Source organism: Streptomyces prunicolor (genome assembly GCF_045162825.1).
GTDB lineage: Bacteria > Actinomycetota > Actinomycetes > Streptomycetales > Streptomycetaceae > Streptomyces > Streptomyces prunicolor.
Window position 1 is genome coordinate 3,426,159 of record NZ_CP108676.1, and the last position, 21,498, is coordinate 3,447,656.

The 21,498-nt window shown below is 71.4% G+C and carries 18 protein-coding genes; 15 read left to right on the forward strand and 3 right to left on the reverse strand.

Annotated elements, in window-relative coordinates; genetic code table 11:
- Positions 1-30: 30 nt before the first annotated feature.
- Together OG588_RS15325 and OG588_RS15330 are read right to left on the reverse strand one after the other, a co-directional pair.
- The gene (locus OG588_RS15325) at positions 31-1,302 is read right to left on the reverse strand and encodes a helix-turn-helix domain-containing protein (protein ID WP_405947765.1); all 1,272 of its coding nucleotides are present in this window, start codon (positions 1,300-1,302) and stop codon (positions 31-33) included.
- 4 nt (positions 1,303-1,306) lie between these two features.
- On the reverse strand, positions 1,307-1,459 hold the full coding sequence (locus OG588_RS15330; protein WP_405947766.1) for a hypothetical protein: 153 nt from the start codon (positions 1,457-1,459) through the stop codon (positions 1,307-1,309).
- A 189-nt stretch (positions 1,460-1,648) separates the two neighbouring features.
- Between OG588_RS15330 and OG588_RS15335 the strand changes: the two genes are divergently transcribed.
- The 10 genes from OG588_RS15335 (at position 1,649) to OG588_RS15380 (ending at position 13,676) form a co-directional block, all read left to right on the forward strand.
- Positions 1,649-2,626 carry a DUF3068 domain-containing protein gene (locus tag OG588_RS15335; RefSeq protein ID WP_405947767.1) on the forward strand — a complete coding sequence of 326 codons (978 nt, stop codon included), beginning with the start codon at positions 1,649-1,651 and terminating at the stop codon, positions 2,624-2,626.
- A gap of 238 nt (positions 2,627-2,864) precedes the next feature.
- A complete protein-coding gene (locus OG588_RS15340) occupies positions 2,865-4,052 on the forward strand; it encodes a glycosyltransferase family 4 protein (RefSeq protein ID WP_405947768.1) in 1,188 nt (395 codons plus the stop codon).
- A 5-nt stretch (positions 4,053-4,057) separates the two neighbouring features.
- A complete protein-coding gene (locus OG588_RS15345) occupies positions 4,058-4,843 on the forward strand; it encodes a class I SAM-dependent methyltransferase (protein ID WP_405953129.1) in 786 nt (261 codons plus the stop codon).
- Positions 4,840-9,066, forward strand: a complete 4,227-nt coding sequence (locus OG588_RS15350) for an alpha-(1->3)-arabinofuranosyltransferase family protein (protein WP_405953130.1) — start codon at positions 4,840-4,842, stop codon at positions 9,064-9,066. The genes OG588_RS15345 and OG588_RS15350 overlap by 4 nt, the downstream gene beginning before the upstream one ends.
- Positions 9,063-10,364 carry a condensation protein gene (locus OG588_RS15355; protein ID WP_405947769.1) on the forward strand — a complete coding sequence of 434 codons (1,302 nt, stop codon included), beginning with the start codon at positions 9,063-9,065 and terminating at the stop codon, positions 10,362-10,364. The genes OG588_RS15350 and OG588_RS15355 overlap by 4 nt, the downstream gene beginning before the upstream one ends.
- Positions 10,361-11,098, forward strand: a complete 738-nt coding sequence (locus OG588_RS15360; RefSeq protein WP_405947770.1) for a methyltransferase domain-containing protein — start codon at positions 10,361-10,363, stop codon at positions 11,096-11,098. Before OG588_RS15355 ends, OG588_RS15360 begins: the two co-directional genes overlap by 4 nt.
- Before the next feature lie 23 nt (positions 11,099-11,121).
- Positions 11,122-12,027 carry a hypothetical protein gene (locus OG588_RS15365; protein WP_405947771.1) on the forward strand — a complete coding sequence of 302 codons (906 nt, stop codon included), beginning with the start codon at positions 11,122-11,124 and terminating at the stop codon, positions 12,025-12,027.
- Positions 12,024-12,233, forward strand: coding sequence for a Trm112 family protein (locus OG588_RS15370; protein WP_019060261.1), 210 nt, complete (start codon positions 12,024-12,026; stop codon positions 12,231-12,233). The genes OG588_RS15365 and OG588_RS15370 overlap by 4 nt, the downstream gene beginning before the upstream one ends.
- Positions 12,230-13,198, forward strand: a complete 969-nt coding sequence (locus OG588_RS15375; protein WP_405947772.1) for an FkbM family methyltransferase — start codon at positions 12,230-12,232, stop codon at positions 13,196-13,198. The genes OG588_RS15370 and OG588_RS15375 overlap by 4 nt, the downstream gene beginning before the upstream one ends.
- Positions 13,155-13,676: a hypothetical protein gene (locus OG588_RS15380; RefSeq protein WP_405947773.1), complete on the forward strand. Its 522-nt coding sequence runs from the start codon at positions 13,155-13,157 to the stop codon at positions 13,674-13,676. The genes OG588_RS15375 and OG588_RS15380 overlap by 44 nt, the downstream gene beginning before the upstream one ends.
- Here the strand turns inward: OG588_RS15380 and OG588_RS15385 are convergent.
- Positions 13,666-14,541 carry a RimK family alpha-L-glutamate ligase gene (locus tag OG588_RS15385; RefSeq protein WP_405947774.1) on the reverse strand — a complete coding sequence of 292 codons (876 nt, stop codon included), beginning with the start codon at positions 14,539-14,541 and terminating at the stop codon, positions 13,666-13,668. The genes OG588_RS15380 and OG588_RS15385 overlap by 11 nt on opposite strands.
- Positions 14,542-14,704: 163 nt before the next feature.
- Here OG588_RS15385 and OG588_RS15390 point away from each other — a divergent pair, with 163 nt between their 5' ends.
- The 5 genes from OG588_RS15390 (at position 14,705) to OG588_RS15410 (ending at position 21,498) form a co-directional block, all read left to right on the forward strand.
- Positions 14,705-16,183, forward strand: coding sequence for an acyl-CoA synthetase (locus OG588_RS15390; protein WP_405947775.1), 1,479 nt, complete (start codon positions 14,705-14,707; stop codon positions 16,181-16,183).
- A 1-nt stretch (position 16,184) separates the two neighbouring features.
- Positions 16,185-17,756 (forward strand): carboxyl transferase domain-containing protein, encoded by a 1,572-nt coding sequence (locus OG588_RS15395; protein ID WP_405947776.1) that lies wholly within the window; start codon positions 16,185-16,187, stop codon positions 17,754-17,756.
- Between the two features lie 184 nt (positions 17,757-17,940).
- On the forward strand, positions 17,941-18,981 hold the full coding sequence (locus tag OG588_RS15400) for a rod shape-determining protein (RefSeq protein ID WP_327404302.1): 1,041 nt from the start codon (positions 17,941-17,943) through the stop codon (positions 18,979-18,981).
- Positions 18,978-20,414, forward strand: a complete 1,437-nt coding sequence (locus OG588_RS15405; RefSeq protein ID WP_405953131.1) for a GAF domain-containing protein — start codon at positions 18,978-18,980, stop codon at positions 20,412-20,414. The genes OG588_RS15400 and OG588_RS15405 overlap by 4 nt, the downstream gene beginning before the upstream one ends.
- 241 nt (positions 20,415-20,655) lie before the next feature.
- Positions 20,656-21,498, forward strand: coding sequence for a DUF1932 domain-containing protein (locus tag OG588_RS15410; RefSeq protein ID WP_405947777.1), 843 nt, complete (start codon positions 20,656-20,658; stop codon positions 21,496-21,498).

A 21,498-nucleotide genomic window follows, 5' to 3' on the forward strand; every position in this document is an offset into this window, starting at 1 on the left:
ATGGTCGCGTGACCACGTGACTACCGATGACTACCGACCGGCCCTGGGATCGCCCAGTTCACCACGCAACCGCTGGGCGCGCAGCACCAGTTCGAGCTGGAACCGACGGTCCGGGTGGTCGATCTCGTCCCCCCACAGTTCCCGGATCTGCCGCAGGCGATACCGCACGGTCTGCGGATGCACACCGAGCCGCGCGGCCACCTCCGGCGCCCCGCCCCGCGTCTCCAGCCAGGCCAGCAGGGTCTCCGCGAGCCGCCGCCCGTGCGTCGGCCCGCAGTGCTCCAGCGGCGCGAGACACCGCGCGGCGAGATCGTCGATCAGCTCCTCCGGCTGCAACAGGACCAGTGCCTCGGTGTGCTCGGTGCAGTACAGAACACCCCCGCCCGGCAACAACCCCCGCTCCATCAGTCCTACGGCCGCCTCGGCCCAGCGCGCCGACTTCACCGCGTCGGCCAGCGGCACCGGCGGCCCGATCGCCCCGGCCCAGCCGGTCAGCGCCCGGTGCAGCAGCTCGGGCCGACCGGCGGCATCCGGTTCCGGCACGACCATGCGGGGCTGCTCGTACTCCATGTCGAGCAGCACCTCCTGCCCCACGGCGGGGGCGACCGCCTCGCGGGCCGGGCGCAGCAGGACGCCCACGGCGACCTTGTCGGGCACCGGCCAGCCGATGCGGGCGGCGCGTTCGGCGAGGGCCTCGGCGGGGTCGCCGCGGTGGTGCTCGGCGAGGAGGAGTTCCATGAGCCGGCGCTGGAGGCGCAGCCGCTCCCCCGCCTGCCGGGCGGCGGCCTCGGCGTACCCGCGCACGGACTGGTCGACCAGCCCGTCCAGATACTCGTAGCCCGTGTCGACGAGTTCGTACATCGCGGGTGGCGGGATCTCGACGCGCTGCCCGATCTCGGCCAGCCGGCGCCAGGCGAGCCGGACACCCATCCGGTAGATCGCCTGGAGCGAGTCGAGGCTGCGGCCGTGCAGTCCCTCGCCGCGCCCGAACTCCTGGAAGACGCCCGGCGGTACGGTCGGACGCCCCTCGGCGGTCTCCAGGTGCTGGACGAAGACCTCGATGGCACGCCGGATGCCGACCAGAGCCATCGGCTCACCCGACTCGTCGAGAACCAGGGGCAGTTGGGGGTGCTCACGGCGGATCTCGCGCAGGATCTCCTCGGCGAGCGCGGGCGCCTCGGCCATCGCGATCGCCGCGAACTCCCGCACTTTCGGGCGCGGTACGTCGTGCCACGCCGAGCGCGCCGTCACGGTCGCCGGGCGAGCGGTCGCTGATCGTGCGGTCGCCGGTCGAGCGGCCACGGGGTCAACTCCCTTGGCCCGCTTGCTCGTACGTGACCAGGGGTGTGTTCGACTGCTCGGGTCTGGCGTCGAGCAGCGCGACGATGCCGAGCGCGGCCCCGACGGCGAGGGCGGCGGCCAAAGCCATGGTGAGTGCGGCGGCGAGCAGTCTGGACATCGCAGGGTCAACCTCTCTGTCCCGAGGTTCAGTCCTGAGGTTCAGGACCGAAGTTCTGTCCCGAGGTCGTCCCACCCCTGCCCGTCGGCCCCAGTGTCGGCAGACATTGACACTCCGTCAAGGGCCCTCTACGGTTCCCGGCCCAAGAGCGGCCCGAACTCCGTCATCAACCTTCACTGGAGTGTCCGGATGCGCCGTACGACCTCTCCACTTTCCTTGATCCTGCTGGGACTTGGCACGTTTCTGCTGGTCCTGGCGCCGATGCTGGCGTGGTACGTCGAGCCGCGGGCCGCCGTGACCCCGATCGACATCGACACCACCGCCGTCTACCGGGGCACCGGAAGCTACTTCGACACCGGCGAGTTGCGGACCGTGGACGACCAGCGGATCACCGTGACCCAGCAGGTGCGCGGCGAGGTCGCGGACAGCGAGAAGAGCGGGGCCGCGGTCTGGGACGTCACGACGACCGTCGACACCGACAAGTCCCTGCCGGCCTCCGATCCGCACGACGCGCTGGAGTTCTTCCCCAACCGCTGGGTCACGGACCGTAAGACCAACAAGCCCGTGCACTGCTGCCACGAGAACCCCTACTTCGAGGGCGACGCCTTCCTGAAATTCCCGTTCGACGTGCGGAAACAGCCGTACCAGTGGTGGGACAACTCCCTTGGCGCGACAGTGACTTTGCGTTACGCAGGGACCAAGAAGGTGCAGGGCTACTCGGGTTACGTCTTCAAGGGCACGGTCCCGCCCTCGAAGATCGGCACCCGACTGGTCCCCGGCAGCCTCGTCGACCAGCCCAAGTCCCCCCAGATCCTGGCGGAGGAGTGGTACTCCAACCACGGCATCGAGCTGATCGTCGACCAGCGCACCGGCCGGGTGATCTACGCCCAGACCGGCCCCCGGCGCACCCTGCGCGCCCCCGGCCACGCCTACGACGCGGTCCTGCTCCTGGACGCCGACAAGCTCGCGTTCACCCCCGCCACGCAGCGCGAACAGGTGAAACTGGCGAAGCGCGAGAGCGGCCAACTGCGCCTGGTGGGGCAGTCGTTGCCGATCGGTGCCGCTGTGGCCGGATTCGTCCTCGCCGTGGCGGGTGGCGTTTTGGTGCTACGCGGTCGCAGGCGCCCCGAATCACCCACTTCACCCGAGTATCCACCCACGATGTGACGTGACGTCAGTTCTAACAACCCCGGAAATTGTCATGCGGGTGAGTAGCCGTCGGGAACGCCGGAGCGAAAACTGTCCAACCCCACCCCGGCACAGCCCATCCACAGAACTCCGCACCGAGCCCCGCCCCATCCCGCCCCACCCCGGGGAGTTCCGCCAGAGTTCAACACCCTGAACCGCCACAGTTCCGCACCCTGAACCGCCAACGTTCCGCACCCTGAGACGAGTTGGAGCACCCATGCCCCAGCACGTGCCCTACTCTCCCCCACCCTCGAATTCACTCGGGCGGGGGGACCCCCACCGCGCCCCGTTTCCACCAGCCGCGCAGCACCCCCCGGCGCCGGTGCCGCAACCGCGCCGGATCGTCTTCCTCGCCCACCGGGACCTCGACAATCCCCAGGCGGGCGGCTCCGAACTCCTCGTGGACAGACTCGCCGACGGGCTGACCCGACTGGGCCACCAGGTCACCCTGTTGTGCGGCGGCCCGGCCTCCTACCGCGACTATCGCGTGGTGTCGGCGGGCGGTGCGTACGGTCATTTCCTGCGCGCCCGTACCGCCTTCGCCCAACAGATCGGTGACTGCGACCTGTTGGTCGAGGTGTGCAACGGCATGCCGTACTTCGCGCCCATGTGGCATCACGGGCCGACCATGTGCCTGGTCAACCACGTCCACACGGACCTGTGGAAGATGCGGTTCGGGGGGCCGATGGCACCGGCGGCGAGGATCGGGCGAAGACTCGAACACTGGGCGCTGACCGGGGCGCAGCGTCGTGGGCTGTTGGTCGCGGTGTCTCCCTCGACCGCGGGTGCGCTGCGCGGGATCGGGGTCGAGCGGGAGCGGATCCGGGTTGTCCACAACGGAGTTGAGGAGCCTGGGCCGCGCGCTGAGCGTTCCGCCGAGCCGCTGTTCGTGGCGGTGGGGCGGTTGGTCGAGTACAAGCGGATCGATCTGTTGCTGCGGCTGTGGGAGCGGGTACGTCCCGTGACCGGCGGGCGACTGGTGATCGTCGGTGATGGTCCTGAACGTGAGCGGCTTGAGCAACTCGCCGGCCCTGGCGTGGAGTTCACCGGGCATGTCTCTGAGGCTCGGAAGCACGAACTGCTGTGTGCGGCCTGGTTGTTGCTGCATCCCTCTGCGCTGGAGGGGTGGGGGTTGGTCGTGACGGAGGCTGCCGCCCGTGAGACTCCGGCGATCGCGTTTGACGTGCCTGGGCTGCGGGACTCGGTTGTCGACGGGGAGACCGGTGTGCTGGCTCGTGGTGAGTCCTCGTTCGCGGCGGCGTGGTGTGCGTTGGCCTTGTCCGGGGAGCGCCGTGAGGTGATGGGCAAGGCCGCGTGTGATCTTGCGGGGCGTTATCGCTGGGATCGGACTGTCAGACAGTTTCGTTTGGTGGCCGGTGAGGTGGTGAAGGGCTGGGGGTCGTGAGTTGGCTGCGGGCCGGTGGGGGCTGGTCGCGCAGTTCCCCGCGCCCCTTCGGAACTCACCGGGGTTTCAAGGATCCCTCTCTCCGGCGCTCCCTCGCCCTGTTTCGCGCCTTCCTGCATGAACAAGACGACCCGGAGTTTTGCTACTCACTGCTCGCGACCGACGCCGTCAACCAGGTCGAGGCCTACGACGGGCCCGTCGCCGGCCGCACCGTCGTGGACGTCGGTGGCGGGAGCGGGTATTTCACGGAGGAGTTTCGGCGGCGTGGTGCTCACGCCTACCTCTTCGAGCCGGACGTACGGGAGTTGGGGCGGAAGCCGCCGGACGGGACCGTGATCGCGGACGGGTATTTGTTGCCGCTGTCCGACGGGGTCGCGGACGTGACCTTCTCCTCCAACGTCCTTGAGCATGTGGCCGATCCGGAGACGTTTCTCAGTGAGCTGGCTCGGGTGACCCGGCCCGGTGGGCTGATCTATGTGTCGTTCACCAACTGGCTGTCCCCGTGGGGCGGTCACGAGTGGGCGCCCTGGCACTACCTCGGTGCCGAACGGGCCCGCGCCCGCTACCGGCGCCGTACCGGAAAGCCGGCCAAGCACACCCTCGGCGAGAACCTGTTCGCCGTGCACATCGGTGCCACCCTGCGGCAGGTCCGCGCCCGCGACGACGTGATGGTCGTCGCGGCGCGTTCCCGCTACTGGCCCTTCCTCGACCGAGCCGTCGTAAAAGTGCCCGGGATAAGGGAGTTGGCCACCTGGAACCTCCTCCTCATCCTCCGGCGGTGTCCACCATGACGGCGACCACGGTCCAGGCCCCGCCCCCGGCGGCCGACCCCACCACGACCATCGCGGGTTCCCCGGAGGGCCCGAGGTCCTGGCGCTGGTTGCTGGGGTTCTGGGCCGTGGTGTTCGTGCTGTTCCTCGCCGTGCACCCGGGGCGGCAGACCTTCGACACGAAGCTCGGCGTCACCGTGGACCCCGGTCAATTCCTGTCCGACCTGGGGCAGTTGTGGCACGACCGGGGTTCGTTCGGCGGTATCCAGGACCAGTACGCGGGCTATCTCTGGCCGATGCTCCCGTTCTACTGGCTCGCCCACGCCGTGCACCTCCCGGTCTGGCTGGCGGAACGGCTGTGGTTGTCCCTCGTTGTCTCGGTCGCCTTCTGGGGTGCGCTGCGGCTGGCCGAACGGCTGTGTGTCGGCAACTCCGCGTCCCGGCTGCTCGCCGCCGTGACGTACGCGTTGTGGCCGGTGTTCACGATCGTGGTCGGGTCGACGTCCGCCGCCGCGCTCCCCGGTGCCTTCCTTCCCTGGGTCCTGCTGCCGCTCACCAACGAGCGTTATACGGCCCGGATCGCGGCCCTGCGGTCGGCGTTGATCGTGCCGTTCATGGGCGGAGTGAACGCGGCGGCGACCCTGGCCTCACTCCTCCCCGTCGGTCTGTATCTGCTCTCCCGCCCACCCGGACCACGGCAGCGCAAGCTGATCACGTGGTGGGTGCCCGGGGTGATCCTGGCGACGGCATGGTGGTGGATCCCGCTGCTGATGCTCGGCGTCTACGGGGAGAACTTCCTTCCCTACGTGGAGACTTCGCAGACCACGACCGAGACCATGTCGGCGACGGAAGGCCTGCGCGGGGCCGGTGACTGGGTCGCCTATCTGCACCTCGGGGAGGCCTGGATACCGGCCGGCTGGACGGTCGCGTCCTCGGTGATCGTGATCGTCTGCTCGGCACTGGCGGCGGGGCTCGGCCTCGCGGGGCTGGCCCGCCGGGACATGCCGGAGCGGCGTTGGCTGGTGCTGATCGGGGTGTCGGTCGCGCTGGTCCTGTTCGCCGGGTACGGCGGCTCGTTCGGGGCGCCCTTCCACGGGCTGGTGCAGGACTGGCTGAACGGCCCGCTCGTCCCGTTCCGCAACATCTACAAGTTCCAGGCGGGCCTGGCCCTCGCGCTCGTCCTGGGCCTGGCCCACCTGGTGGGAGTGGCCGCCGAGACACGCGGAGCCCGTCCGGTACGGGGCCGCCGACTCGCCCCGCTGATCGCGGCGATCCTCGTCCTGCCCGGTCTGGCGTGGCCGTATCTCAACGGGTCGATCCTGAACCCGGGTTCGTTCCAGCAGCTCCCCACGTACTGGCAGTCCACGGCGGACTGGCTGCACAAGTACTCCCCCGACTCCCGCGCCCTGGTCGTCCCGGCGACCGCGCACGGCATCTACACCTGGGGCTCCCCCATCGACGAGCCCCTCGACGTCCTCGCCAACTCCCGCTGGGCGGAACGGGATTACGTCCCGATGGGCACCCCCGGCAACCGGCGCGCGATGGACGCGGTGGAGCAGGCCCTGGCGAGCGGGAGTGAAGTCCCGGGCCTGGCCGACTACTTGAGCCGGGCGGGCGTCTACTACGTCGTCGTCCGCAACGACCTGGACCCCGACCAGATCGGCTACGTCCCGACGACCACCGTCAAACGCACCCTGGAACAGTCCGGCTACCAGCGGGTGACGGGCCTCGGCCCGATCATGACCGGCGGCCGCATCGCCAACGACACCCCGCTCCAGGTCGAGGGCCTCTACCCGCGCCAACGGGCGGTGGAGATCTACGAACCGACGAGCAAGGACGTGATCCGCCCCGGCCAGGCGGGCCTGACGCCGGTGTCCGACACGGCGGTCGTCTCCGGCGGCCCGGAGTCCCTCCTCCCCCTCGCCACCGAACTCCGGGGCAGGGCAACGGTGTTGACGGGCGACAACCACCCGGGCCTGGGCTCACCCCCGCTCCAGGTGGTGGGCGACGGACTGCGCCGCGCCGACACCCGGTTCGGCCTGGTGGACGCCAACACGTCGTACACATACACCCCCGACGAACGCAACGCGCCGGACGCCGTCCAGGACGCGGGCAAGGAACCGAAGCAGATCCTGCCGACGAAGGGCATCGCCCACCAGACGGTGGCGGAGTTGCGCGGCGCCCGCTCGGTGACGGCGTCTTCGAGCGGCAACTGGCTGTTCTCGCTCCCTCAGTTCGACCCGGTGAACGCCTTCGACGGCGACCCGGACACCGCGTGGGCGGAGGGCGCGGCGGGCTCGGCGAACGGCCAGTGGCTGCGCATCGGCTTCACGGGCGGGTCGTACGACATGCCGGGTTCGTTCAAGGTGACTCCGCTCCCGCAGGAGAGCGTGCGGGCGGCGGCGACGGAGGTGAAGGTGGAGACGGCGAAGGGATCGGCGACGAGCCATCTCCAGCCGAGCGGCATGCCTCAGACCGTCAAGGCGCCCTCGGGCTCCACGAGTTGGATGAAGCTGACGATCGTCGACTCGGTGGCCCGCCGCACCGGCCTGACCGGCGCGGGCTTCTCCGAGATCGCCCTCCCCCACATCCAGGTCACCCGGCTCCTCAAACTCCCCACCGACGCGAACACCTCCGACGCCTCCGCCGAGATCATCTCCCTGCACCGCGCGGCCGACCCGACGGGCCTCTCCCCGACGGGCACGGAGGCGGGCCTGCACCGCACGTTCTCGACGCCGGCGGCGGGAACGTACGAGATGAAGGCGACTGCGGCGGCAACCCCGGGCGAGGAGTTGGACAAGCTCCTCTACGAGGTGGCCCCCGCCCAGCAGCACCGCATCACGGCAACGGCCGACTCCACAGCGGCACTTGGCGCGGGCCTCTCCGCCCGCAACCTCACGGACGGCGACCTGACGACGGGCTGGACAGCGGGCGACCGCCCGACGATCCACCTCACCTGGACCGGCAAACAGGCAGTGGGTGAAGTGGTGTTGGCCCCCGCCGGCGGCCTGTCGGCGCGCCCGACCGAGGTGGACATCACGTCACCGGACGGTTCGACGATCGCGGGCGTGGACGAGAACGGTGTGACCCGCTTCGACCCGATCACCACGGACAGCCTGACCATCACGATCACGAAGACGGCCCCGCTCACACTCCACAACCCGATAGCGGACGAGAACCTCCAACTCCCCGTGGGCCTGACCGAGGCCTACATCCCGGCCCTGGACCAGTACCGCACCCCCCAACCGGACCCCACCCGCACCTTCACCCTGCCCTGCGGAAAGGGCCCGGTGGTGGCGGTGGACGGGGAGCTGTACGGGACGAGCGTGACGGGGACGGTGCGGGACCTGACGGAACGGCGTTCGGTGGAGGTGACGCCCTGTCAGCAGGGCAAGACGGACGGGGCGTTGGAGCTGACGTCGGGCCCACACCGGGTGGAAGCGGGAGACACCGGCCCGTTGACCCTCACGGACGTGACACTGACCCGGGGAACGGTCACCGAACCCACCGCCCAGACACGCGAGTTGACGGTCCAGGACTGGCTGGGCGACCGCCGGGAGGTGACGGTGGGCGCGGGCGCGGCCTCGTACCTCACCACGTACGAGAACTACAACACCGGCTGGCAAGCCACCCTGAACGGCAAGGAGTTGACCCCACTCCGCCTGGACGGCTGGCAACAGGGCTGGCGCGTCCCCGCAGGCGCGGGCGGCACGATCAAGCTGTCGTACGAACCGGCGACGACGTACGAGGCCGGCCTCATCGGCAGCGGAGTCGCCGTCGCCGCCCTCCTGGCCCTGGTGATCTGGCGCCGCGACGAGCCCAACCCCGACGAGTTCCAACTGCCCCCGCCGCTACCCGGCCTCTGGCTCGGCACGGTGGCGCTGACGCTGGTCGGAGTGGTGACAGCGGGCTGGTTCGCCCTACTGGTCCCGGCATTGGCCCTGTTGGCCTACCGCAGACACGCGCTGCTGGTCCCGATCGCGTTCGTGGCACTGGCGGGGGCAGGCATCGTGGCGGCGACGGGAGCGGGCGACCCGGTGGGCGCGGGCGAGGGAGCGTTCAGCCACGCGGCCCAACTCCTGGCACTGATCGGCTTGTTCGCGGCACTGGTGAGCGTCCGGGAGCGGCAAGAACTGCCCGCTTCCACCTCTCAACCAGCGGCACTCGAAGGCGCCCCTTCAGGGGCGCGGGGAACTGCGCGACCAGCCCCCACGGACCCGCACCAAAAGGACGACCCCCGATGACCACACTCGACCAACCTCGCTCCCCCACCCGCATCCCCTTCCCCACAGTCGACGAAATCGCCCGCCACTGCCACCAGTCCGCCGAACCGGAAACCGTCCACATAGAGGTCCACCTCCCAGGCCCCGTAAACGCGGAACGCCTCCGCACCGCCTTCACAGAGGCCCTCCACCACCACCCCCGCATCCTCATGCGCGAGGCCCCCGGCCCCTGGTACCGCCGCCGCTACGAATGGGAGTTGACCAACTCCCCGGACCTGGAGGTGGTGACCTTCCCACCCCCCACCAAGGACGCCCTCAAACAGGCCCGCACCCGCTCCCTCACCCACACCCCACCCCTCACCGCATCCCCACCCATCCGCCTCGAAGCCATCGAACTCCCCCACGGAACCGCCCTGATCCTCACGGTCAACCACACCGCCCTGGACGGCCCCGCCTGCCTCCGCATCCTCGCCACCGCGGCGCAGCTGTACGGCGGCAAGGACAACACCCCCACCGCCCCACCAACCCGCCCCCCGGACACCCCGGAACCCCCCACGGACACCCCCTCCGTATGGACCCCGCCCGCCCGAGTAGCCCCCGGCACCCCCACTCCCACCCCCGGCGGCAACGGCCTCCTCCTCACCGAACTCCCCGTCCCCCACCGCCCCAAGGGCTCCCCGTACACGGTGAACGACCAACTCATGGTCACCACGGCCCTGATGATCGCCCACTGGAACCGCGAACACGGCGCACACCCCCGCCCGATGCGCATCACGATGCCCGTGGACGACCGCCCCCGAGGCACGGACATGCCGATAGGCAACGGCACGCGACTGGTCGAAGTCACCTTCGCCCCAAGCGAGTTGACCACCACCCCCGACCACCCCATGGCCGAACTGCTCCACCGCACGGCAACCCGAACCCGCGCCCTCAAAGCCCTCTCCCGCCCCCAACTTGGCCACGGAGCAACCCTGTTGACGGCCCCGGTCGTCCCCGTCGCCTGGCGAGCCACCCTCACCCGAGGCCTCCGCAGGGCAGCCGCCCCCTGGACCTCGACCACCCTCCTCAGCAACATCGGCCGCATCCCGTACACCCTGGACTTCGGCGCCCCGACGGGCCGCGCACACGCGGTCTGGTTCTCCGCCCCCGCCCGTATGCCCCGCGGCCTCACCGTGACGACGGCGTCCACCGCAGGGAAACTCCACGTGGCCCTCCGCTGGTCCCGCACCCTCCTCGGCCCCGGCGACGGAGCCCACCTCCGCGACCTCTTCGAGCACTACCTGCACACGACGGAACAGACGGAGGAGCACCCGAAATGACGACCACCACTCCCCCGAACCAGGTGCGCCCCGACCTCCGCGACTTCTACGAGAACCCCGCCACCCCCGTCGCCTCCGGCCCCTCCCGCACCCTCCGTCAGGCCCGCATCCTCGCCACCGCGCTGGGCCCGGCCACCGACCGGACCCGCACCGTCCTCGACATCGGCTGCGGCGACGGCACCGCGGCCGCCACCGCAGCCCCCCTCCTCACCGGCCACCGGGTCATCGGCATCGACTGGTCCCAGGACGCCCTGACCCGCGCCCGCACCCACCTCCCGTACACCGTCCGAGGCGAACTCACCGCGTTACCACTCCACTCGACCTCTGCCGACGCCGTCCTGTTCAGCGAGGTGATCGAGCACCTCGTCGACCCGGACACGGCTCTCGCCGAGATCCACCGCGTCCTGCGCCCGGGAGGCCATCTCATGCTGTCCACACCGAACTTGGCCGCCTGGTACAACCGCGCCCTGCTGCTCGCCGGAGTCCAGCCCGTGTTCTCGGAGGTGAGCCTGCGCGCGATCCACGGCCGCCCGGGCAAGGAGGTCGTAGGACATCTGCGGCTCTACACCCCGCGTGCGCTACGGGAGTTCGTGACGGCGGCCGGCTTCGAGGTCGTAGGGCTAAAGGGCGCGCCCTTCCACGGCGTACCGCGACCGCTCCGTCCCCTCGACCGACTGGCCTGCGTCAGACCGCAGTTGGCGTCGATCCTGCTGCTGCACGCACGGAAGACGTAGGGGGCGCGGCCGTGTGGTGGGGGGTGGCTGCGGCCCTGTTGGCGAACGTGCTCTACAGCACCGGTTTCGTCCTGGAGAAACGCGCGCTCGCGGCCCTGCCCGAGGTGACGGTCCGTCAACCGGCAAGGCTGCTGCGGCTGGTGCTGGGCAGCCCGCTGTGGATCGGAGGATCCCTCGCGCTCGCGTCCGGGTTCGGCGCGCAGCTCGCCGTGTACCGGACGCTGCCGATCGCCGCCGCGCAGGGCATCTTCGTGTCCGGCCTGGTGCTGCTCGTGCTGTTGTCCGCCCGGATGCTCGGCGAGGAGACCAGCGGTCGCGAACGGTACGCGCTCGGGGCGATCCTCGTCGCCCTGCTGATGGTCGTACTGTCCCTCAAAGAAGGCTCGGACCATGTCAGCCGCAACGCGCCCTACCCACTGATCCTGCTGGTCTGCGTGCCCTCGCTGGCCGCCGGCGTCTGGCTGTACCGCTCCACCGAACGCGGCGCGGGCCACCGGCACCGACGGCCCACCACGGGCGTCGAATACGGCGTGGCGGTGGGCCTGTTGTACGGGGTCAGCTCGCTCGCCATCAAGGGCGTGTCGAGCTATCTGACCACAAGTGACCTGGGAGGGGCGGTGGTTGGCCTGCTCAAGTCCCCGTACCCGTACCTCCTCCTCTTCACCGGTGCATTCGGCCTGGTCATGTCCCAGGCGGCGCTGCAACGTTGCCGGGCCTCGCTGATCGTGCCGGTCTGCACGACAGTGACCAGTCTGTTCACGGCGGTGCTCGGCACGCTCGCGTTCGGCGAGGCCCTGCCGCACGATCCGCTGCGCCTGGCCCTGCGCATCGGGGGCACCCTCCTGGCGGTCACCGTCCTGCTGACCATGCCGAAGCACGACAACGCGCCTCAACCACCGGTCGAGGCAAAGGAGTTGATGCCCCCATGAACCCGGACGACCCCCTGCTGAAGATCCTGGCCTGCCCGCTCGACAAGGGCCCGCTGCACCTGCTCCCCACGGACGCCCTCTACAACCCGCGCCTGCGCCGCCGCTACCCCATCGTCGACGGCATCCCGCAACTGCTGCCCTCGTCCGGAGAGCAAGTGACCGACGACGCCGAGCACTTGGAACTCCTCAAACGGATGGCGCCATGACCCCCACGAACCCAACGGACCCCACTCCCCGCACCCCGGTTCCTCGTACTCTCACCGCCCGCCTCGCACCCCTCCTCCCCACCCGCCTCGTCGCCGCCACCGCCCGCGCCGTTTACCCCCGCTTCGAACCCGAACTGGCCCGCCTGGCCGACCTGTTGCCACCGGACTGCGGCACGGCGGTCGACGTGGGCGGCTGGTACGGCCCCTGGACGCACCGTCTCTGGAGACACGCGCGCGAGGTGGTGACCGTAGAACCCGTCCCCCACCTGGCCCGGCTGCTCGCCGCTGCCGCCCCCGCGCACGCCCGGGTGATCCCGGCCGCCGCCTCCGACCGCCCCGGCACCGCCCGCCTGTGGCTGCCGCCGGACGACGAGGGCGATCGGGGGGTGTCCTCGCTGGTCCGCCGGGACATCCACGCCCGCGCCGTGCACGTCCAGTGCGTCACGCTCGACGGCCTGAACCTCTGCGACGTCGGCTTCATCAAGATCGACGTCGACGGCAGCGAACTGGCCGTCCTGCACGGCGCGACCGGCCTCCTGACCCGCGACCACCCCGCGCTCTTCGTCGAACTGGAGTCCCGCATCCAGCCGATCGCCCCGGTGGTGACGTACCTGTCGCTGCTCGGCTACGAGGGCTGGGTCCTCCCGGACCGGAACAGGGACTGGGTCAGGCTGGCGTCCTTCCCCTTGGAGAAGCACCAGGCCCGGAACTCGTACGTCGTCTCCCAGGGGCTGCTGCGCCGGGTCCTGCCCTTCGCCCGCGGACCCCGTTACGTCAACTCGGTGCTCTTCCTCCCCGACGGCCGCACCCCCGGTGTCAGTGCCGTGCACGACGATGGATCGCATGCCCGAAGCGAACCGCCCAACCCGCCCCGCCCGCCCCTTCAGTCCCCTCGACTTCCAGCTGGTCCTGCTGCGCCGCATGGCGGACCACAACCCGGACCTGGTCGAGAACGCCCGTCATGAGCTGGGCGTCTCGATCGCCGACATGCGCGAGGCCAACAAGCGTTGGCAGGCGATGCTGCACTCCCCGAGAGGCCGGGCCGCCGCGTCCCGCTACCGCTCGATCCTCGGCACCCCGGAGTCGTCCGCGAAACGCCGGATCGGCGACCTGGACTGCGAGGCCTGGCAGTGGCCGGTCCCCCTCTGGCCCGATCTCCGCTTCGAGGTACTCACCGCCCCGAACGGCGCCGTGTGGAACGAATGGCTGGTCCGCGCCCCGGGCGCCGAAGGCCCCGCCCTCCACACCCTGGAGGACCTGACCCCCTGGTCCTGCACGGTCGACGAGGCGGCCCGCGCCTTCGCCCCCGCCCGCCCCCTGGAGGGCACGGCCCCCACCCGCTGGGGCCTCGCGTTCACCGCCCCGGACGCGCAGGGCGTACGCCACAGGTGCGCGGCCGAGTTCACCTGGGGCCTGCTCCAGCGAACGGCGGTCAACGACTAGCGGCCCCCAGAATCGCCTCGACTACGACGGTCAACGACGACTCCGGATGCAGATCGAGGAAAAGGTTCGGCTCGACGAGTTCCAGCTCCATCACACACGGCTCCCCGTCCGGCCCGTCGACGAGGTCCACGCGCGCGTACAGCAGCTCCGGTGCGTCCGGTACGGCGGCCAACGCCCGCTCCGCGACGGAGAGTTCGGCCTCGGTAGCGGTCCACGGCTCCAGGTCCGGGTGGGACACCTTGTCGTCGTCGTACGCCGTCCCGCGCGCCAGCACGGCCCCCTTCCGCGAGGCGTGCACGAACCGCCCCCCGAAGAACAGCAGCGCCCGCTCCCCACTGACGTCCACATGCGTCAGATACGGCTGCACCATCGCGGTGAGCCCCTCCGCATACATGCGCTCCAGCTGCCGTACGGCCGTCTCGTGCTCGTCGGGTGTGTAGCGGGCGGCGAAGCGGGCGCCCGCGCCGGAGGTCGGCTTGACGACGTACTCGTGGTCGTCGGGCAGGTCGACCGGATCACCGGCGGCGAGATACCGGGTCGGCACGACGGGCACGCCGGCCGCCGCGAGGTCGCCGAGGTACCGCTTGTCGGTGTTCCACCGCACGACCTGCACCGGATTCGCGAGCCGCGTCACCTTCGCGATCCGCTCGGCCCACGCCACGAACTCGACCGGCCGCCAGCTGTAGTCCCAGGTGGAGCGGATGAGCACGAGGTCGTAGGCACCCCAGTCGGTCCCGGCGTCGTCCCACGGCGCGGCGACGGCCTCGGCCCCGGCCGCCCGCAAGGCATCCACCAGCACCGGGAGGTCACGGTCCTTGCTGGGCTTGGGTCCGGGGTTGTAGGTGGCGAGCGCGATACGGGGCACGGGGTCTCCATCCGGGTGCGGGCTGTGGACAGATCCGCAGGTTAACCGAGCCGTGTGGCGGGGGAGGTGACGGAGCGCACGGCAGCCTGACCGCCGTACTGATAGGAACGGTTCTGTCGTCTCTGTCGTGCTCAACCTGTTCTAGCTGTCGAGGAGTGTGCCGGTGTCCTCCCTCTTTCCCGCCCTGGTGGGCAGCCCGGGCGACCAGGCCGCCCTGCGCTTCGGCGACCGGTCCCTGACCTATCGGGAACTCGCGGTGGCGTCCGGCGCACTGGCCGAGCGCCTCCGCGAGGCGAGCGGCGGCAGCGCCGACGGCCGGATCGCGGTCTGGGCGACACCGACGCTGGAGACGGCCGTCGCCGTGATCGGCGTACTGCGGGCGGGAGTTGCGGCCGTTCCCCTCAACCCGAAGTCGGGCGAGAAGGAACTCGGGCACATCCTCTCGGACAGCTCACCGACTCTGGTGCTGGCAGCTCCTGGCGATGAACTTCCGTCTCCGCTACGGGACTTGAAGCGCATCGACGTCGACGTGCGCGCGGTGGGACCGCTCACCGAGGAGCAGTCGTCCGGCTCCGACGAGGACCCCGCCCTCGTCGTCTACACCTCCGGCACCACCGGCCCGCCCAAGGGTGCCGTCATCCCGCGCCGGGCGATCGCCGCGACGTTGGACGCGCTCGCCGACGCCTGGCAGTGGACCGGTGACGACGTGCTCGTGCACGGGCTGCCGTTGTTCCATGTGCACGGGCTGGTGCTGGGCATCCTGGGCCCGTTGCGGCGCGGCGGTTCGGTGCGGCACCTGGGCCGGTTCAGTACGGAGGGCGTGGCACGGGAGTTGAACGACGGCGCGACCATGATGTTCGGCGTCCCGACGATGTACCACCGCATCGCGGAGACCCTCCCCGACGACCCCGGGCTCGCCAAGTCCCTCGGCCGGGCACGCCTGTTGGTCTCCGGCTCGGCGGCCCTGCCGGTCCACGACCACGAACGCATCACGTCGGCGACCGGGCGCCGGGTCATCGAGCGCTACGGCATGACGGAGACCCTGATGAACACCAGCGTGCGGGCGGACGGTGAGCCGCGCGCCGGGACGGTGGGAGTCCCGTTGCCCGGCGTGGAGTTGCGGCTCGTCGAGGAGGACGGCACGCCGCTGTCCGGGTACGACGGCGAGAGCGTGGGCGAGATCCAGGTGCGCGGCCCGAACCTCTTCACCCAGTACCTGAACCGGCCCGACGCCACGGCCGCCGCCTTCACCGCCGACGGCTGGTTCCGCACCGGCGACATGGCCGTGCGCGACCCCGACGGCTACGTCAGGATCGTCGGCCGCAAGGCCACCGACCTGATCAAGAGCGGGGGTTACAAGATCGGCGCGGGCGAGATCGAGAACGCGCTCCTGGAGCACCCCGGGGTCCGCGAGGCCGCCGTCACCGGCGAACCGGACCCCGACCTGGGCGAGCGGGTCGTGGCCTGGATCGTGCCGACGGATCCCCAATCCCCTCCGGGGCTCGACGAGTTGGCCGATCACGTGGCCGCTCGCCTCGCCCCGCACAAGCGCCCCCGCGTCGTCCACCATCTCGCTGCCCTCCCCCGCAACGACATGGGCAAGATCCTCAAGCGCTCCCTGACCAACGACCGAAACGCCTGAGATGCCTGAGCGCCGCCTGTCCGCCCGCGCGTTCCTCGCCCTGGTCACGGACGACGCCACCTTCACCGAACTCCCGTACCCGGCACGGGAGTCCAAGCCCGACGGGCCCCTCGCCTGGCAGGGCTACGACGCCTCGCGCGCCCGCGCCGCCGACCGCACCGGCGAGTCGGAGTCGGTGGTGTGCGGCACGGCGACGGTGGAGGGCACGCGAGCGGTGCTGATCGCCTTCGAGTTCGGCTTCCTCGGCGGCTCGCTCGGCGAACGTACCGGGGACCGCCTGGAGTCGGCGTACACGTACGCCCGTGAACACCGGCTGCCGGTCGTGCCGTTGATCGCCACCGGGGGCAGCCGGATGCAGGAGGGCATGGTCGCCCTCACCCAACTCCAGCGCGTGGCACGCCAGTCGGTGCTCACCAGGGAGGCCGGCCTCCCGCAGATCGCGGTACTGCGCGACCCGACCACGGGCGGCGGCTGGGCCACGCTCGGCGCGGGCGCCGATGTGATCCTGGCCCTGCCCGGCGCCCAGGTCGGCTTCGCGGGCTCCCGGGTCCGGCCACCGGACGCGGACCCGACGGCGTACACGGCCGAGGCCCAGGTGGCAGCGGGCGCGGCCGACGCGGTCGTACGGCAGGAGGAGCTGAAGGAGACCCTGGGGAGGTGGCTGCGGCTGCTGACCACGCCGTGGGCGGGCCAGGCACCGGTGCCTCCGGCGCTCGGGGCGAGCGGCCCGCCGGCCACGGGGTGGGACGACCTCGACGCGCCCGCCCGGTCGGCGGCAGCAGCAGCAGCAGCAGCAGCAGCAGCAGCAGCACGGGAGGACGCGCGGGGAGCGCTTTCGGTTCGGGGTGCGGCGGCAGACCTGCCGGTGACCGCACGCGAGGCCGCTCAGGACGCGGGGCGGGGTCACAGCAGTGCGGCCGGCCTCCCCGTAGCCGCGCGGGACACCCGGTCGGCGGTCGACCTCCCGGTCACCGGCTGGGAAGCCGTGCAGCGCGCCCGCTCACCCCAACGCCCGCGTGCCGAGCGGTACTTGGACGCCTACTTCGCCCACCGGGTCGCGATCAGCGGGGACCGGTGCGGGGGCGTCGACGCGGGGATGTTGTGCGGGTTCGGGGAGCGGGCGGGGCGGACGGTCGCGTATGCCGCGCAGGCCGGGACGGCGACCCGGCCGGCCGGGTATCGCACCGCCGCCCGGCTGATCCGGCTCGCGGGCCGGCTCGGTGTCCCGGTGCTGACGTTGGTGGACACCCCGGGCGCGGCGAACGACGCCGAGGCGGAGCGGGAGGGCGCGGGCGCCGCGATCGCCGACTTGTTCGGCGCGGTGGCCGGCGCCCGTACCCCGCTCACCACGTTGCTGATCGGCGAGGGCGGCTCCGGCGGCGCGTTGGCGCTGGCAGCGCCGGGCAATACCTGGGCCACGCCGGACAGTTACTTCTCGGTCATCGCCCCGGAGCCGGCGGCCGCGACCCTCAAGCGGCCGCCGGCGGAGACGGAGGCGACGGCCGATCAACTCCGCCTTCGGCCGCAGGACTTGGCGGAGCTGGGGGTGATCCGGACGACGTGGCCCGGGTGAGTGACGACACCTCACCAGCTGCCCCTTACTTGTTCTTTACTTCGGACATAACAGACAAATACCCCCATTTAGCCGCACCCCACCCGGCCCACCACAAGACGCGCCCGCTCCACCGCCCCCGCACGATGCGAAAGAGGCCCGCCGCCCGGCGAAGCCCCGGTCCGCGCTCTCGGGAGACCCTGCCATGACCGTCAGTCTGGAGCAGTTGCGACGCTGCCATTTCGCCGTCGACCTGGGTGCCGCCCGTACCCGCGTCTACGTCAAGGGCGCCGGGCTCGTCGTCGACCAGCCGTCCGCCGCCGCCGTGAACACGCGGACCGGCGCGCTGATCGCCGTAGGAGAGTTCGCGGAGAAGATGACGGGCCGTACGCCCGACTACATCCGGGTCGTGCGGCCCGTGTCCGGCGGGACCGTCGTCGACATCGAGATGGCGCAGCGCATGCTGCGGCACCTGATCGGCGACAAGGTGCGCCGCGCGCTGCGCCGCAAGCCCCGGCTGCGGGCCGCCGCCTGCACCCCGCACGACGCCGATCCGCTGGCCCAGCGCGCCGCGATCGAGACGCTGGTCGGGCTCGGCGCGCGCCGCGTCGAGCTGGTGGACACGCTGATCGCCGCCGCGGTCGGCTGCGGACTGCCCGTCGAGCGGCCCGAGGCGACCATGATCATGGTGTGCGGGGCCGCCGCGACCCAGGTCGCCGTGCTCTCCCTCGGTTCCATCGTCACCGCCGAACGCATTCCGGTGGGCGGTGAGGCCGTGGACCACGCGATCGTCCAACACCTGCGCCACGAGCACGAGTTGATGCTGCCGAGTCAGTCCGTACGGCCGTTGCAGCTCGCCCTGTCCGGCAACGGTCTCACCCCGCACGGGCCGACCACCACCGAGATCCACGGGCGGGACGTGGCGAGCGGTCTCGCCCGTTCCGTACGGGTCGACACCGCGGCCGTACGGGACGCGATCGAGACCCCGCTGACCGCTGTGCTCGACGGGATCGGCCGGGTGCTGCGCAACTGCCCGCCCGACCTGGTGGCCGACCTCGCCGACCGGGGGATCATGATGGTCGGCGGCAGCGCGCTGCTCCCCGGCTTCGACCAGATGCTGCGCGCGGCGACCGGGATGCCGGTGCACATCGCCGAGCGGCCGGACGTGTGTGCCGTACAGGGCCTGGGTTACATGCTGGAGGGCAAGATCGAACCGCTGGTCCTGGACCCGCTGGCCACCGCCTGAGCCCCGGCCCGGCCGAGGCGGGTGACGGCGCCCCCGACCTCTCCCGCCTCCTCGAAGCCGTCCTGAGCGTCGGTTCCGAGCTCGAACTGCGCACCACGCTCCAGCACATCGTGGACGGCGCCGCCGAGCTGACCGGCGCACGGTACGCGGCGCTCGGGACCACGGACCCCGGGCAGGACGGCCTCACCGAGATCCGCACCGGCTGTACCGAGCCGCCCGCGGGGGTGGTCAGCGTGCCGATCCACGTCCACGACGAGGTGTTCGGCCACCTCCACCTCGCCGGAAAGCGGCACGACGCCCCCTTCACCGCCGAGGACGAGCAACTCCTGCACGTGCTCGCCGCCCAGGCCGGCATCGCGATCGGCAACGCCCGCCTGTACGAGACGGCCCGGCAGCGCGAGCGCTGGATCGAGGGCGCGGCGGCCGTCACCACCGCGCTGCTCACCGGCGAGGCCGCGGCCGACGCGCTGAAGACGGTCGCGGAGGGCGCGCGGGCCCTCGCCGACGCGGCGGCGGGCGTGATCCTCCAACGCACGGCGGCGGGCGGCATGGAGATCGTCACGGCCTCGATCTACGAGGACCCGGGTGACGTCGTCGGTACGACCATCGAGCCCGGCAGCCCCGTCCTGGTCCAACTCCTGGGCGGCGAACCGGTGTTCATCGACGACTCGGCGACCGACCCGCGCATGACGACGCATGTACGGCACCGGTTCGGCCCCAGCATGATGCTCCCGCTCCAGGCGGACGGCCGCCTCATCGGCACCCTGGCTCTCCCGCGCCGCCCGGGCGACCGCCCCTACACGGCCGTGGAACGGTTGCTGGCGACGCAGTTCGCGTCCCAGGCCGCGCTCGCCCTGGTCCTGGCCGACGCGCAGCACAGCCGTGAACGCCTCGCGGTGTACGAGGACCGCGACCGCATCGCCCGTGATCTGCACGATCTGGTCGTCCAACGCCTGTTCGCCACCGGCATGTTGCTGGAGTCCACGCAGCGCAGAACCGAGGACACGGACCAGGCCCACGAGCTCCTCGGCCGCGCGGTGGACGAACTCCAGTCGACGATCCAGGAGGTCCGCACGGCGATCTTCGCCCTGCAACAGCCCCCGGCGGAGGCCCCGACAAGCGTGCGCGGCAGGGTACTTCGGGAGACGGCCGGCGCGTCGGCCGTGCTCGGCTTCCAGCCTTCGACCCACTTCAGGGGCCCGGTGGACACCGTCGTCCCCGACCAGGTGGCGACCCACCTCGTCGCCGCCCTCCGCCGCGCCCTCGCCGCCGCGTCGGGCCGCGCCGATGTGTCCCGCCTGGAGATCACCATCGACACGACGACGCCCCTGCCGGACGGCAGGGAGGCCGTACGACTGAAGGTGTACGACGACGGAGGGACCGGTGTCGGCGACGGTGGCGGCACGACGGTCCGTTGGCAGTCGCCCCTGTGAGAGCGGCGCCGGAGGGGTGTCGGTGGGGCAGGAGGCGGGGTGTCAGTAAGGCAGGATCCGCCCCGACGGCGTCCTGCGGTCGATGGTGTCGTCGCGGGGCGTGATGGGCCGGCGACTGACGCGAACGCGGATCTGTCGGTTCATGGCGCCCTCCCGAGGCTCATATCTCCTATGCCCCTCTCCTATGCCCCACACTCGTCCTCGCGACTCCCAACAACATCAAGTCCGTACCGTGAGGCCCATGACGACCACCTTCACGCTGCTGCATCCCGGCGCCATGGGCGCGAAAGTCGGCGGCGAGGCGACCCGTACGGGCGCCCGAGTGCTGTACGTCCCGACGGGCCGCAGCCCCGCCAGCCTCGAACGCGCCCGCGAGGCAGGCCTGGAGCCCGCCGAGTCCCTCGAATCCGCCCTGGCCGCAAGCGACTTCGTGCTGTCGGTCTGCCCACCGCACGCGGCGGAGGACGTGGCGCGCGAGGTCCTCACGCACCCCTTCCCCGGCGTGTACGTCGAGGCCAACGCGATCAGCCCGGACCGTACGAGGCGTATCGCGGCGGCGTGCGCGGAGCGTGGCGTGCCGATGCTCGACGGCTCGATCGTCGGCGGGCCGCCGGGACCGGGCAGCGCCCCGCGCCTGTATCTGAGCGGCGACGGGGAGCAAGTCGCCCGAGTTGCGGGGGCGTTCAAGGACACGCAGGTCGTGGCCCGCCCGCTGGACGCGGAGATCGGTGCGGCGTCGGCGCTGAAGATGGCGTACGCCTCGTACCAGAAGTCGGCCCGCGTGCTGGCCGCCGTGTCGCACGCCCTCGCCGCGCACCACGGCGTGGCCGACGAACTCGCCCGCGAGGCGGGCTCGTTGACGTCCAACATCCTCGCCCAGACCGACCAGCTCCCCAGCGTGGCCGCCCGGGCCTGGCGCTGGGCACCGGAGTTGGAGGAGATCGCGGCGACCCTGCGCACGGCGGGACTGCCGCCGGAGATGGCGGAGGGCGCGGCGACGGTGCTGCGCCGATGGGCGGGGGACAAGGACAGGTTCGACCTGCCGTTGGAGGAGGTGCTGGCTCACCTCCGTACAGAGGGGTGA

Excerpts from the sequence above, each read along its gene's own strand:
- OG588_RS15330 (WP_405947766.1), bottom strand. The coding sequence starts at position 1,459 with ATGTCCAGACTGCTCGCCGCCGCACTCACCATGGCTTTGGCCGCCGCC.
- OG588_RS15335 (WP_405947767.1), top strand. The coding sequence starts at position 1,649 with ATGCGCCGTACGACCTCTCCACTTTCCTTGATCCTGCTGGGACTTGGC.
- OG588_RS15340 (WP_405947768.1), top strand. The coding sequence starts at position 2,865 with ATGCCCCAGCACGTGCCCTACTCTCCCCCACCCTCGAATTCACTCGGG.
- OG588_RS15350 (WP_405953130.1), top strand. The coding sequence starts at position 4,840 with ATGACGGCGACCACGGTCCAGGCCCCGCCCCCGGCGGCCGACCCCACC.
- OG588_RS15355 (WP_405947769.1), top strand. The coding sequence starts at position 9,063 with ATGACCACACTCGACCAACCTCGCTCCCCCACCCGCATCCCCTTCCCC.
- OG588_RS15360 (WP_405947770.1), top strand. The coding sequence starts at position 10,361 with ATGACGACCACCACTCCCCCGAACCAGGTGCGCCCCGACCTCCGCGAC.
- OG588_RS15370 (WP_019060261.1), top strand. The coding sequence starts at position 12,024 with ATGAACCCGGACGACCCCCTGCTGAAGATCCTGGCCTGCCCGCTCGAC.
- OG588_RS15375 (WP_405947772.1), top strand. The coding sequence starts at position 12,230 with ATGACCCCCACGAACCCAACGGACCCCACTCCCCGCACCCCGGTTCCT.
- OG588_RS15380 (WP_405947773.1), top strand. The coding sequence starts at position 13,155 with ATGGCGGACCACAACCCGGACCTGGTCGAGAACGCCCGTCATGAGCTG.
- OG588_RS15395 (WP_405947776.1), top strand. The coding sequence starts at position 16,185 with ATGCCTGAGCGCCGCCTGTCCGCCCGCGCGTTCCTCGCCCTGGTCACG.
- OG588_RS15400 (WP_327404302.1), top strand. The coding sequence starts at position 17,941 with ATGACCGTCAGTCTGGAGCAGTTGCGACGCTGCCATTTCGCCGTCGAC.
- OG588_RS15410 (WP_405947777.1), top strand. The coding sequence starts at position 20,656 with ATGACGACCACCTTCACGCTGCTGCATCCCGGCGCCATGGGCGCGAAA.